Genomic DNA, 12087 nt, shown 5'->3' with positions numbered 1-12087 from the left:
GGGCGCTTCCCTTCGGTCTTGCGTCTCCGACTCTATCAGATCCTTTCGGCCCTGATTTCCGCCGGTGCGATTCGGCCTTTCGGCTTCTTCGCGGTTCCAACCGTACCAGATCCGTTTCCGCATCCGGCCCCCTGTTGGAGCGGGGTTCGGCCGCTTCGCTTTCGCTTTTCGGCCTTTCCGACTTTATCAGACCTTCGTTCGCTTCCGACCGCTGAGCGGCTGGTTCGAATTCCGTTCTGAATTACCCGTCGAAGGGGTTCGCCTTTCGGCTTTTCGGACTTTATCAGAAGGCCGTCGATCCAAATGATCGAGTGGAACTTCTAGTGAAAGGCCGGCACGCTCCGCCGATCTGAAAGGTGCGGCTGGAGCGGAGATTGAGACTAACCGTCGCGATCGAACTTGTCCAGTTCGTTGCAACCGTTTGAATCTACCTCCCCCTGTCACCCGTGTCAACGGGTTGCTGGGATGAAGAGGAGATTAGCAGGTCAGCGGGGGCGTGCGCACCTCAGGCGGCGGTGGGGAGGAGGGCTTCGCGGTCGGTGGGGGCGATGTCGCCGGTCTCGCCGGCGCGTACGGCGCGGCCGCCGAGGACGTAGACGTAGGTGAGGAATGCCAGCTCGGCGAGGACGCCGATGCTGATGCGGGCCCAGGTGGGGAGGGCGGAGGGGGTGACGAAGCCTTCGAGGATGCCGGAGACGAAGAGGACGGCGGCGAGGCCGATGGCCACGCCCAGGGCGGTGCGGCCCTCTTCGGACAGGGCCGTGCGGCGGGTGCGGGGGCCCGGGTCGATGACCGTCCAGCCCAGGCGGAGGCCGATTCCGGCGGCGACGAAGACGGCGGTGAGTTCGAGGAGGCCGTGTGGGAGGAGGAGGCCGAGGAAGGTGTCGAGGCGGCCGGCGGAGGACATCAGGCCCAGGCCGGCGCCGAGGTTGAGCATGTTCTGGAAGAGGACCCAGAAGACGGGGAGGCCGAGGAAGGCGCCGAAGACCAGGCAGAGGGCGACGGCCTGGGCGTTGTTCGTCCATACCTGGGCGGCGAAGGCCGCGGCGGGGTGGTTGGAGTAGTACGCCTCGTACTGGCCTCCGGGGCGGGTCATCTCGCGTAGGTCCTGTGGGGCGCCGAGGGTTGCCTGGACCTCCGGGTGGGCCGATATCCACCAGGCCAGGAGGGCGGCGGCGGTGAGGGAGAGCACCGCGGTGGGGATCCACCAGCGGCGCAGGCGGTAGACGGCGGCGGGGAACGAGGTGGTGAAGAAGTGGGCGGCGTCGCGCCAGGACGCCTTGCGGGCGCCGGTGACCTTGCTGCGGGCGCGGGCTACGAGGGAGGTCAGGCGGCCGGTCAGGACGGGATCGGGGGCGCTGGAGAGGAGGAGCGAGAGGTGGGTGGTGGTGCGTTGGTAGAGGGTGACGAGTTCGTCGGCCTCGGCGCCGGTGAGGTGGCGTTTGCGGCGCAACAGGGCTTCCAGTCGGTCCCATTCGGCGCCGTGGGCCGTGACGAAGACATCCAGGTCCATACGGGGTCGCTCCTCGCAGCGCGGTGGGTGGGTGCCGGGCCAGCTTGGCAGACTGGCCGGGCGCGGGGCCCCGGGCCTTCGGGGTGGACCGCGGTGGGACGGGTGGGCCGCGGGGCGGTGGCCCAATAAGAAGGGGACGAGAGGGAGTGGGTGCGTGAGTCAGCTGGTGACGGGGGAAGCGGTGGTGCTCGGGCTGCGGCCGGCGCGGCTGGCGAGCCGGGGGCTGGCGATAGCGGTCGATCTCGCGGTGGCCTGGGGGACGTACATCGCGGTGACGCTGGTGATGTTGAGCGCGGCGTCCTCGATGGACAGTGCGGTGCTGGCGGCCGTCCAGGTGGCGACGTTCGTGCTGGTGCAGGTGGGGGTCCCGATCGCGGTCGAAACGCTGAGCCACGGGCGGTCGTTGGGGAAGCTGATCTGTGGGCTGCGGGTGGTTCGGGAGGACGGGGGGCCGATCCGGTTCCGGCATGCGCTGGTGCGGGGTGCCATGGGGGCGGTCGAGATCGTGATGACGATGGGGGTGTTGGCGTCGGTGGCGTCCCTGGTGTCGGCGCGGGGCCGGCGCCTGGGGGACGTGTTCGCCGGGACGCTGGTGATACGGGAGCGGGTGCCCGAGGCGGAGGGCGCGGGGGTGCAGTTGCCGGAGCCGCCGCCGTGGCTGGCCGGGGAGATCGGGGCGCTCGATCTGTCGCGGGTCCCGGACGGGTGGTGGCTGGCGGTGCGGCAATGCCTGGGGCGGCTGGGCGAGTTGGATCCACAGGCGGGCGCGGCGATGGCCTGGCGGCTCGCCGGGGATCTGCGGGGCTTCGCGGGGGCGGAGGTGCCGGCGGGGGTGGATCCGGTGGTGTACCTGGCCGCGGTGGTGCGCGAGCGGCAGGAGCGGGAGTCCCGGCGGGCGTTCGGGGAGAGCGGCGTTCCGGGGGGAACGGTTTTGGCGGGGGCTTCGGAGGAGGCGCCCGGGGGTGCGGTCCCTGGGGGCGGGGCGCCGGCGGGTGGCGTTGCGGTGGGGGCGCCGTCCGTGGGTGCGGGGGATGCGGTGGGGGCCGGTGGGGCGTGGGCTGCGCCCGGGAGTGGTGTGGCGGCGGGGCAGCCGGTGGCCAACGGGGTGGTCCGGCCCGCGGGAGAGGGCGTGCCGGGTGACGGGCCGAGTGGACGGTCGTCGACGGGCGGCGGGACGGGGTTCGCGCCGCCGGCGTGAGGCGGACGGGCGGTGCGCGGGCAGTGAGCGCGGGGCAGCCGTCCCGAGGGCGCGGTCAGTGACCGTCTCGCACTGGCGCGGGCGGTGCGCGCGGGGGCACCTCGTGAGGTGGGCAGCCAGGCGGGGCAGCAGGGCTTGTGGGGGCCAACTGTCCGTCCGCCGGCTCGCGTTCGCCCGTGGTGGCGCGTCGGCGCGTGGTGGAGTGCGTGTGGTGCCGTGCCCCTCCCCCGCGTCAGGTGAACGTCGAGGGCGGTGAGTCGAGGGATTCGAGTTCGATGCCGGGGGCGGCCAGGACGACGTCGCCGGCGAGGTGGACGGCGTGCTGTTCGCCGGTTTCGAGGTCGGTGACCTGGTACTCGTCGGCGACGAGCGGGGCGTTGTCAGTGGCGTGTGGTGTGCTGGAGAGCAGCGCCCAGGACTGGTCGAGGGTGCGGGGGGCGAGGACGGGGGGTGTGAAGGCGACGAGGCGGACGCGGGTGGCGCCGGCTCCGGCGGTGAGGCGCAGCAGCCGGGCGGTGGCGACGAGGAACGCCGGTGAGGCGCCGGTGAAGGCGTGGGCGGGGACGTTGCCCTCGGTGGCGTGGGTGCCGGTGGGGTCGGTGCGTACCCAGGTGACGCCGTCGAGGGCGGCGCCGCGGACCTGCCAGGCGGCGGCGTGCAGTTCGAGGCGGAGGGGGCGGCCGAGTTCGTCGAGGGTGAGGTCGACGGAGCCGGTGTGTTCGCCGGCGGTGTTGAGGGTCTGGGAGACGTAGCGCCAGCCGGAGGGGCCGGTGGCGCAGTGGAAGTGTTCTTCGCCGAGGGGGGTGTGGTCGTGCGGGTCGTGCAGGGAGTAGTGGCCGCGGGGCATGGGGGTGCAGTCCTTGGGAGCGGGGGGTGGGGCGGTGCGCGGGTGGCGCGGGGGTTTCCGGGGGTTCTGCGGGCCAGGCCCCCGCCTGGAGGGCGGGGGCCTGGTGCCAGCGGCTGCTGGGGGTGCCGGGTGCCGGTCCGCGGGCGGACCGGTGGCGGCTCAGTAGCGGTAGTGGTCGGGCTTGTACGGGCCCTCGACCTGCACGCCGATGTACTCGGCCTGCTCCGGGCGCAGGGTGGTGAGCTTGACGCCCAGCGCGTCCAGGTGCAGCCGGGCGACCTTCTCGTCCAGGTGCTTGGGCAGCACGTAGACGTCGGTCGGGTACTGCTCGGGCTTGGTGAACAGCTCGATCTGCGCCAGCGTCTGGTCCGCGAAGGAGTTGGACATCACGAACGACGGGTGACCGGTGGCGTTGCCCAGGTTCAGCAGCCGGCCCTCGGACAGCACGATGAGCACCTTGCCGTCCGGGTGGGTCCAGGTGTGCACCTGCGGCTTGACCTCGTCCTTGACGATGCCCGGGATCTTCGCGAGTCCGGCCATGTCGATCTCGTTGTCGAAGTGGCCGATGTTGCCCACGATCGCCTGGTGCTTCATCTTGGCCATGTCCGAGGCCATGATGATGTCCTTGTTGCCCGTCGTGGTGATGAAGATGTCGGCCGTCTCCACCACCTCGTCCAGCGTGGTGACCTGGTAGCCGTCCATCGCCGCCTGGAGCGCGCAGATCGGGTCGATCTCCGTGATGATCACGCGGGCGCCCTGGCCACGGAGGGACTCGGCGCACCCCTTGCCGACGTCGCCGTAGCCGCAGACGACGGCGGTCTTGCCGCCGATCAGGACGTCGGTGGCGCGGTTGATGCCGTCGACGAGGGAGTGGCGGCAGCCGTACTTGTTGTCGAACTTCGACTTGGTCACCGCGTCGTTGACGTTGATCGCCGGGAACAGCAGGACGCCGTCGCGGTGCATCTCGTAGAGGCGGTGGACACCGGTGGTGGTCTCCTCCGTCACACCACGGATCTCCGACGCCAACTTCGTCCACTTCTGCGGCGCTTCGGCCAGCGTGCGGTTGAGCAGCGCCAGGATCGCGGCGTGCTCCTCGTTCTCCGCGGACTCCACCGCCGGCGCCTGACCGGCCTTCTCGTACTCCACGCCCTTGTGGACGAGGAGGGTGGCGTCACCGCCGTCGTCCAGGATCATGTTCGGGCCACCGGTGGGAGTGTCCGCCCAGGTCAGCGCCTGCTCGGTGCACCACCAGTACTCCTCCAGCGTCTCGCCCTTCCAGGCGAAGACCGGCACGCCCTGGGGGTTCTCCGGCGTGCCGTTCGGGCCCACCGCGATGGCCGCGGCGGCGTGGTCCTGGGTGGAGAAGATGTTGCAGGACGCCCAGCGCACCCGCGCGCCCAGGGCGACCAGGGTCTCGATCAACACGGCGGTCTGCACGGTCATGTGCAGCGAGCCGGTGACCCGCGCGCCCTTCAGCGGCTGCTGGTCGGCGTACTCCTTGCGGATCGCCATCAGGCCGGGCATCTCGTGCTCGGCGAGGGTGATCTCCTTGCGGCCGAAAGCGGCGAGGGACAGGTCGGCGACCTTGAAGTCCTGGCCGGTGGCTGCTGTGGTCATACGGGCTGCTCCTCGGAGTCGAGGTTGATCGGGCATTTCGGGCAGTCTGCGGCGCGGGTCGGGGTCCCGGGCTTCTCCGGGCGTAGGCGAGCCTACGGGGAGGCGGGTACACCTCTCCCCTTGCCGCAGCGCAGTCCGTCGGAGGCCCTCTCTCCCTCGGTCGGTCCGCGGTGCGGGCCGCCCGACCGCCATCAGCAGCGACGTCTGGCACTGGAGTCGAATTTACACCGATCGGCTCCGTGGCCCCAGACCGCATGGTCTTCTTCGTCGGCTTGGCTTCGTCGGGCGGTTGGTTGGCTTGTTCTGCGTGGTACGGGGAGGACGGCCCCCAGGGAGACGGCGCGGGCCCCGCCTCCCTGGGGAAGTCGGGGTCCGCGGTGGTCAGTTGGCGCTGGGGGGCGTGGTGGCGGCGGCCCGCTCGTCGTAGATGTCGGGTTCGAGGTAGATGACGCGGGCGATGGGGACGGCTTCCCGGATGCGGGCCTCGGCGGCGTTGATGGCGTCGGCGATCTGGGTGGCGGTGTCGTCGTGCTCGACGGCGATCTTGGCGGCGACGAGGAGCTCCTCGGGGCCGAGGTGGAGGGTGCGCATGTGGATGACGCGGGTGACGACGTCGCCGTCGACGAGGGCGGCGCGGATCTTGGCGATCTGGTCGGGGCCAGCCGCCTCGCCGAGCAGCAGCGACTTGGTCTCGGCGGCGAGGACGAGGGCGATCAGCACCAGCAGGGTGCCGATCGCCATGGTGCCGATGCCGTCCCAGATGCTGTTGCCGGTGACGAGGGTGAGGACGACGCCGCCGAGGGCGAGGACCAGACCGATCAGGGCGCCGAAGTCCTCCAGCAGCACGACGGGGAGCTCGGGGGCCTTGGCGCGGCGGATGAACTGGGCCCAAGTCTGCTGGCCGCGCAGCGTGTTGGACTCCTTGACGGCGGTGCGGAAGGAGTAGCCCTCGGCGATGACGGCGAAGAGCAGGACGCCGACCGGCCAGTACCAGTTGTCCAGGGGGTGCGGGTGCTGGATCTTCTCCCAGCCCTCGTAGAGCGCGAAGACGCCGCCGATGGTGAACAGGACGATGGAGACCAGGAAGCCGTAGACGTAGCGCTCGCGGCCGTAGCCGAAGGGGTGTTCCGCGGTGGCGGCGCGCTTGGCCCGCTTGCCGCCGAGCAGCAGCAGGCCCTGGTTGCCGGAGTCCGCGATCGAGTGCACGCCCTCGGCCAGCATCGAGGACGAGCCGCTGAAGGCGAAGGCGACGAACTTGGCTGCGGCGATCGCCAGGTTGGCGCTCAGCGCCGCAACGATCGCCTTGGTACCGCCGGATGCACTCATAGGTGCGCAGGTCCCTTCCGTAGACCGGGCTTTACCGCTCCTTTAATGCGGTTGCGGCGGTCATTGTTGCAGCCGGTCCGGCGGGGGGCGGGGGGCGGCCGGATGCCGGACGGGCCGTTAGGCGACGACGGTGGCGCGGAAGAGGGTGCCGTCCCCGGAGGCGGTGAGGTGTTCGCCGGCGGGGGCGAAGACGGAGCCGCCGGGGGTCAGGGTCAGTTCCCGGGTGGTGCCGGTGTCGCTGGTGAGGCGCACGGTGCCGGCGGTGCAGAGCAGGATCTGCGGGGTGCGGGCGGGCAGCGGGCGCGGGGCTCCACCGGGGGCCAGGGCGAAGCGGGAGAGGCGGAACTCGTCGATGGGGGTGTCGTAGACCTCCTCGCCGTCGACGTCCTCGGGGCGCAGCACGCCGGCGTCGCGGGGCTCGAAGCGGACCACGCGCAGGAGTTCGGGGACGTCGACGTGCTTGGGGGTGAGGCCGCAGCGGAGCACGTTGTCGGAGTTGGCCATCAACTCGACGCCGAGGCCGTTGAGATAGGCGTGCGGGATGCCGGCGCCGAGGAACAGTGCCTCGCCGGGCTGGAGTTGGACGTGGTTGAGGAGCATCGCGGCGAGGATGCCGGGGTCGCCGGGGTGGTGGTGGGCGAGGCCGGCGTAGGCGGCGTACGCCTCGGCGTGCGGTCCGCCCTTGGGGGCGAGGTGGGCGGCGGCGGTGGCGGCGCGTTCGACGGTCGCGGCGATGGCGTGCCGTTCGGCGCCGAGGACGGCGGTGAGCACCTCGCGCAGGGCGGATTCCTCGGGGCTGGCGCGCAGGATGTCGACGTACGGCTTGAGGTCGGCGACGTCGAGGCCCGCCAGGAGGTCGGCGGCCTCGGCGGGGTGCCGGAAGCCGCACAGGCCGTCGAAGGGGGTGAGGGCGCAGATCAACTCGGGCTTGTGGTGCGGGTCCTTGTAGTTGCGGTGCGGGGCGTCGAGGGGGATGCCGCGGGCCTCTTCGGCGGCGTAGCCGGTCTCGGCCTGGGTGCGGTCGGGGTGGACCTGGAGGGAGAGCGGGGCGCCGGCGGCGAGGATCTTGAACAGGAACGGCAGCCGGGGGCCGAAGGCGCGGACGGTCTCGGCGCCCAGTTCGGCCTCGGGGTCGGCGGCTATCACGTCGGCGAGGGAGACCGGGCCGTCGCCGCGGTCCAGGCGGGAGGGGGCGCCGGGGTGGGCGCCGAGCCACAGCTCGGCCTGGGGTTCACCGGTGGGCGGGACGCCGAGAAGGTCGGGGAGGGCGGTGGTGGAGCCCCAGGCATAGGGGCGCACGGTGTTGACGAGGCGATCCATGGGGCGGCTGCTTCCTGACGTGACGTGGGTGGTCCGGTGGGGCGCGGGGCCCTGCTCCCTAGGAGCTCGGGGGCGAACGGTCTCCCGTGGGCCCCGCCGGAGCCATGATCACTCGGTGCCGGCGAGCGCCAGGTAAACGGCGCCGAAATCGGCGATGGCGAGGAGTTCCGCGGCGCGTTCCAGGTCACTGCCGGCGGTCGGCTCCAGCGCGCTGAGGGGGGTGTCGCGTTCGTCGGCGAGCTCCTGGGCGGCGCGGGTGGCGGAGAGCGGACCCGGTGCCTCCTCGCGGAGCAGGACGACCCGCGCGTGCAGGGCGGCGGGCTGTTCGACGCGGTCGCGGAAGAAGTCGTCCGGGTCGGCGCCGGCGGCCAACGCGCCGGCGAGCAGCGTGCGGTGGGTGGTGAGCGCCTCGGGGAGGTCGGCGGCGAGGGCGGGGCGGCCGGCCAGTCCGGCGAGTTCGGTGGCGAAGTGGCGGCCGACGGCGCCGGCGATCAGGCCCTCGGTCCAGATCAGCGGGAGCGCGTCGGCGAGGTCGGCGGCGAGGGTCTTGCCGGGGTTGGTGTAGGTGGGGATGGCCGGGCCGCAGCGCTCGGCTACCTGGTCGAGGCGGTCGGCCAGCTTGCCGACGTCGTCCGCGGAGGCGCTGATCAGGCCGATCCGGTCGGCGAGCACCAGCAGCGGGATGAGGATGGACCAGAGGGTGCCGGGGGCGGCCGGCGGGGCGCCCTCGACGTCGAACTCCGCGTCGTAGTCGGTGGTGGCCAGCGGGACGGCCAGGCCGCGAGCCTGGACGACGGCGTCGGCGAGCGGGCCGCCGGCGGGGGTGACGGCGACGACCGCGCAGCCGCGGCGGTAGGACTGCTCGACGAGTTCGGCGAGGCCGGGGTCGGCGGCGTCGGGGCCGGCGAGCAGGAGGAGGTCGAGGGGGCCGGCCCAGCCGGGAAGGGCCCAGCGCAGCGCGCCCGGGACGGGGGCGACGCCGGTGGGCTGGACGAGGCTGACCGGGCAGCTGCCGCCGCTGAGGGCGCGCAGCAGGTCGGCGACGCCAGCGGCGGCCGGGCCGGGGCCGGCGACCAGGACGGCGCGCGGGCGGCCGTCGGGGGTCAGCTCGGGGATGCCGGACTCGGCGGCGCTGCGGGCCGCGGTGCGGACCCGGGCGCCGGATTCGGCGACTCCGCGCAGCAGGCCGAAGCGGTCGGCGCCGGCCAGCGCCTCGGGAGCGTCGAGGAGTGACTCGTCGAGCATGGTGGCGCGGCCTCCGATCGCCGGCGGGGCGGGTGGTGCCGGGTCAGGCGGGGCGGACGGCTTCGTCGACGAGGAGGACGGGGATGCCGTCGCGGACCGGGTAGGCGAGGCCGCAGGCGCCGGCGGTGCAGACCAGCTCGGCCGGGTCGGCTGCACTGCGGTCCTCCAGCGGGGCGTGGCAGGCCGGGCAGGCGAGGATCTGGATCAGGCTGGCGTCGACCGGCATCGGGGCTCCTTCGGCGTGGTTGCGGCGTGGCCAGCGTACCGCCGGAGAGGGGGCCGGGGCTTGCCCGGAGGGGGCGGGGCCGCGGGGAGGGCCGGGCGGCCGGCCCTCCCGTGGGCGGCGACGGTGGGTCAGCCGCGGATGAGCGCGAGGGCCTCGTCGCGGATGCGGTCGACGGTGGCCCGGTCGCGGGCCTCGGCGTTGAGGCGGAGCAGCGGCTCGGTGTTGGAGGGGCGGACGTTGAACCACCAGTCGGCGGCGGTCACGGTGAGGCCGTCGAGCTCGTCGAGGGTGATGCCGTCGCGGCCCGCGTAGGCGGCCTTGAGGGCGGCCAGGCGGCCGGCCTGGTCGTCGACGGTGCTGTTGATCTCGCCGGAGGCGGCGTAGCGGTCGTACTGGGCGACGAGCTGGGACAGCGGGCCGGCCTGCTCGCCGAGGGCGGCGAGGACGTGGAGGGCGGCGAGCATGCCGGTGTCGGCGTTCCAGAAGTCGCGGAAGTAGTAGTGGGCGGAGTGCTCGCCGCCGAAGATGGCGCCGGTGCGGGCCATTTCGGCCTTGATGAAGGAGTGGCCGACGCGGGTGCGGACGGGGGCGCCGTCGTGCTCCTTGACGACCTCCGGGACGGACCAGGAGGTGATGCAGTTGTGGATGACGGTGCCGCCGGGGTGCTTGGCCAGTTCGCGGGCGGCGACCAGGGCGGTGATGGCGGACGGGGAGACCGGGTCGCCGTTCTCGTCGACGACGAAGCAGCGGTCGGCGTCGCCGTCGAAGGCAAGGCCGAGGTCGGCGCCGACGGCGCGGACGCGGGCCTGGAGGTCGGTGATGTTCTTGGGGTCGAGCGGGTTGGCCTCGTGGTGGGGGAAGGAGCCGTCCAACTCGAAGTAGAGGGCGTCGAGGTCGAGGGGCAGGCCCTCGAAGACGGTGGGGACGGTGTGGCCGCCCATGCCGTTGCCGGCGTCCACCACGACCTTCAGGGGACGGATGGCGGTGAGGTCCACGAGGGAGCGCAGGTGGGCGGCGTAGTCGGCGAGGATGTCGCGCTGGCCGACGGTGCCGGGCCGGGCGGCCGGCTCGGGGGCGCCCTGCTCGCTCCAGCGCTCGACCAGGGCGCGGATCTCGGCGAGGCCGGTGTCCTGGCCGACGGGGGCGGCGCCGGCCCGGCACAGCTTGATGCCGTTGTACTGGGCCGGGTTGTGCGAGGCGGTGAACATCGCGCCGGGCAGGTCCAGGGCGCCGCTGGCGTAGTAGAGCTCGTCGGTGGAGCACAGGCCGATCTCGGTGACGTCGGCGCCGCGGGCGGCCGCGCCCCGGGCGAAGGCGCGGGACAGGCCGGGCGAGGAGGGCCGCATGTCGTGGCCGATGACGATCGCGTCGGCGTCCGTGACCTGGACGAAGGCCGCGCCGAAGAGCTCGGCCAGCGCCTCGTCCCACTGGTCGGGGACCACACCGCGCACGTCGTACGCCTTCACGATCTGCGACAAGTCAGTCACGCCAGCCTCCTGGGGTCGCCTACGGGGGTCACAAACCTACCCGTACGTTCTGTACGGGGGCCGTGAACCAGCCGGGTACGGGGGCGGGCGGGCCGGTGTCGGCCCGGTGCTCAGGAGTCGGGCGAGCGCAGGACCCTCAGGTGGCCACGGCGGGCGACCTCCATGGGGTGGCCGTCGCGGCCCGTGGGAGCGGGGGTGTCGGTGCCGCCGGCGGCGCGTTCCTGGGGGCGGGCCGCCTCGCGGACGGCGTTGGCCAGCGCTTCGAGGTCGTCGCCGCTGGGACGCGCGGGTCCGGGGTCGATGGCGAGGCGGACGACCTCCCAGCCGCGGGGGGCGGTCAACCGCTCGGAGTGCTCGGCGCACAGGTCGTAGCAGTGCGGTTCGGCGTAGGTGGCGAGCGGTCCGAGCACGGCGGTCGAGTCCGCATAGACGTACGTCAGCGTTGCGACGGCGGGGCGGCCGCACGCAGTGCGCGAACAGCGACGTACAGGGCTCACGACGTTGGACGGTACCGCACTCTTGAGCGGGCCGCGACGACTCTCCCTCGGCTCACCCAACCGTGTCGTCCCGCTTCGTCCGATGCGTCTGACCTGCACCCCCCGGTCAAGGGCCGGCGCGAGGGTGACCGCCGAGACCGCTCGGCGGGCGGGCCCCCGAGGGCATCCCACCACCAGGTAGTGCAATTCATGTCATTTCGCGTCGGGCCGTGGGAGTTGGGTGATCGAATACGGTGCGGCAAACGGACCGAACCAGGCTCGGTCCGGTCAGTCGGCGACAAGTGGCGAGTTGTCGCACAACGCCGTGCCGGTCGTCGCCGGAGGGCTACGCTCGATCTGATGGACAGCCCCGTACCTCCCCGTCCTGCGGAGCCCCGGCCCCGGCGCCGCGACCGCCACGGCCGTGGCATGCGCGGACCGATCGCCCCTCCCCAGGTGCCGCTGTCGGTGAGCCGCGGCGACGCGTTCGTGGACCTGGTCTACGACTCCCGGGACCGGCTGGAGCGGCGCTGGCCGCAGCTGGCGCAGGTCGACTTCCTGGTGCTGGAGGTGCCGGGGTTCGGGCCGGACGGCGGGGCGGATCCGCTCCTGGAGGACGACGTCGTGCCGCTGGGGCGGGTGCTGCCGGCCGCCGACGAATATCGCGATCGGATCGTGATCTACCGCAGGCCGGTGGAGATCCGCACCAAGGGGCGCGACGAGCGGGCGCTGCTGGTGCACGAGGTCGTCGTCGAGCAGGTCGCCGAACTGCTGGGGCTCGCGCCGGAGTCGGTGGACCCGCGCTACGGGCAGGAGTGAGCCGGCGGCGCGG

At 72.8% G+C, this 12087-nt stretch carries 11 protein-coding genes; 2 read left to right on the top strand and 9 right to left on the bottom strand.

Features of this window, described 5'->3' with window-relative positions:
• Positions 1 to 505: 505 nt before the first annotated feature.
• Positions 506 to 1513, bottom strand: coding sequence for a stage II sporulation protein M (locus ACFVFQ_RS34645; RefSeq protein ID WP_383423862.1), 1008 nt, complete (start codon positions 1511 to 1513; stop codon positions 506 to 508).
• Positions 1514 to 1667: 154 nt separating this feature from the next.
• Here ACFVFQ_RS34645 and ACFVFQ_RS34640 point away from each other — a divergent pair, with 154 nt between their 5' ends.
• Positions 1668 to 2711, top strand: coding sequence for an RDD family protein (locus tag ACFVFQ_RS34640; RefSeq protein ID WP_383423859.1), 1044 nt, complete (start codon positions 1668 to 1670; stop codon positions 2709 to 2711).
• A 232-nt stretch (positions 2712 to 2943) separates the two neighbouring features.
• Here ACFVFQ_RS34640 and ACFVFQ_RS34635 read toward each other — a convergent pair whose 3' ends face one another.
• The 8 genes from ACFVFQ_RS34635 to ACFVFQ_RS34600 form a co-directional block, all read right to left on the bottom strand.
• Positions 2944 to 3558: a hypothetical protein gene (locus ACFVFQ_RS34635; protein ID WP_383423855.1), complete on the bottom strand. Its 615-nt coding sequence runs from the start codon at positions 3556 to 3558 to the stop codon at positions 2944 to 2946.
• A gap of 159 nt (positions 3559 to 3717) precedes the next feature.
• Positions 3718 to 5175, bottom strand: a complete 1458-nt coding sequence (gene ahcY, locus ACFVFQ_RS34630; RefSeq protein ID WP_383423852.1) for an adenosylhomocysteinase — start codon at positions 5173 to 5175, stop codon at positions 3718 to 3720.
• Between the two features lie 381 nt (positions 5176 to 5556).
• Positions 5557 to 6501 carry a cation diffusion facilitator family transporter gene (locus ACFVFQ_RS34625; protein ID WP_383423849.1) on the bottom strand — a complete coding sequence of 315 codons (945 nt, stop codon included), beginning with the start codon at positions 6499 to 6501 and terminating at the stop codon, positions 5557 to 5559.
• A gap of 117 nt (positions 6502 to 6618) precedes the next feature.
• Positions 6619 to 7821, bottom strand: coding sequence for a mannose-6-phosphate isomerase, class I (gene manA / locus ACFVFQ_RS34620; protein ID WP_383423847.1), 1203 nt, complete (start codon positions 7819 to 7821; stop codon positions 6619 to 6621).
• Between the two features lie 108 nt (positions 7822 to 7929).
• Positions 7930 to 9066, bottom strand: a complete 1137-nt coding sequence (locus ACFVFQ_RS34615) for an SIS domain-containing protein (RefSeq protein ID WP_383423845.1) — start codon at positions 9064 to 9066, stop codon at positions 7930 to 7932.
• 43 nt (positions 9067 to 9109) lie between these two features.
• Entirely contained in the window at positions 9110 to 9292 is a 183-nt protein-coding gene (locus tag ACFVFQ_RS34610; protein WP_383423843.1) for a Trm112 family protein, read from the bottom strand.
• 128 nt (positions 9293 to 9420) lie between these two features.
• The gene (locus ACFVFQ_RS34605) at positions 9421 to 10779 is read right to left on the bottom strand and encodes a phosphomannomutase/phosphoglucomutase (RefSeq protein WP_383423841.1); all 1359 of its coding nucleotides are present in this window, start codon (positions 10777 to 10779) and stop codon (positions 9421 to 9423) included.
• A gap of 110 nt (positions 10780 to 10889) precedes the next feature.
• Complete coding sequence (locus ACFVFQ_RS34600) at positions 10890 to 11336, bottom strand: DUF3499 domain-containing protein (RefSeq protein WP_383423839.1); 447 nt, start codon at positions 11334 to 11336, stop codon at positions 10890 to 10892.
• 279 nt (positions 11337 to 11615) lie between these two features.
• Between ACFVFQ_RS34600 and ACFVFQ_RS34595 the strand changes: the two genes are divergently transcribed.
• Complete coding sequence (locus ACFVFQ_RS34595) at positions 11616 to 12074, top strand: metallopeptidase family protein (RefSeq protein WP_383423837.1); 459 nt, start codon at positions 11616 to 11618, stop codon at positions 12072 to 12074.
• Positions 12075 to 12087: the final 13 nt, after the last annotated feature.

Origin of the sequence: Streptomyces sp. NPDC057743 (assembly GCF_042798755.1) — a bacterium.
Lineage (GTDB): Bacteria > Actinomycetota > Actinomycetes > Streptomycetales > Streptomycetaceae > Streptomyces.
Note: the sequence above shows the minus strand (reverse complement) of the source record. Positions and strands in the feature narration are given on the sequence as shown.

Bases quoted from the DNA above. Each gene is read 5' to 3' on its own strand.
- ACFVFQ_RS34645 (WP_383423862.1), bottom strand. From the start codon at position 1,513: ATGGACCTGGATGTCTTCGTCACGGCCCACGGCGCCGAATGGGACCGA.
- ACFVFQ_RS34635 (WP_383423855.1), bottom strand. From the start codon at position 3,558: ATGCCCCGCGGCCACTACTCCCTGCACGACCCGCACGACCACACCCCC.
- ahcY (WP_383423852.1), bottom strand. From the start codon at position 5,175: ATGACCACAGCAGCCACCGGCCAGGACTTCAAGGTCGCCGACCTGTCC.
- ACFVFQ_RS34625 (WP_383423849.1), bottom strand. From the start codon at position 6,501: ATGAGTGCATCCGGCGGTACCAAGGCGATCGTTGCGGCGCTGAGCGCC.
- manA (WP_383423847.1), bottom strand. From the start codon at position 7,821: ATGGATCGCCTCGTCAACACCGTGCGCCCCTATGCCTGGGGCTCCACC.
- ACFVFQ_RS34615 (WP_383423845.1), bottom strand. From the start codon at position 9,066: ATGCTCGACGAGTCACTCCTCGACGCTCCCGAGGCGCTGGCCGGCGCC.
- ACFVFQ_RS34610 (WP_383423843.1), bottom strand. From the start codon at position 9,292: ATGCCGGTCGACGCCAGCCTGATCCAGATCCTCGCCTGCCCGGCCTGC.
- ACFVFQ_RS34595 (WP_383423837.1), top strand. From the start codon at position 11,616: ATGGACAGCCCCGTACCTCCCCGTCCTGCGGAGCCCCGGCCCCGGCGC.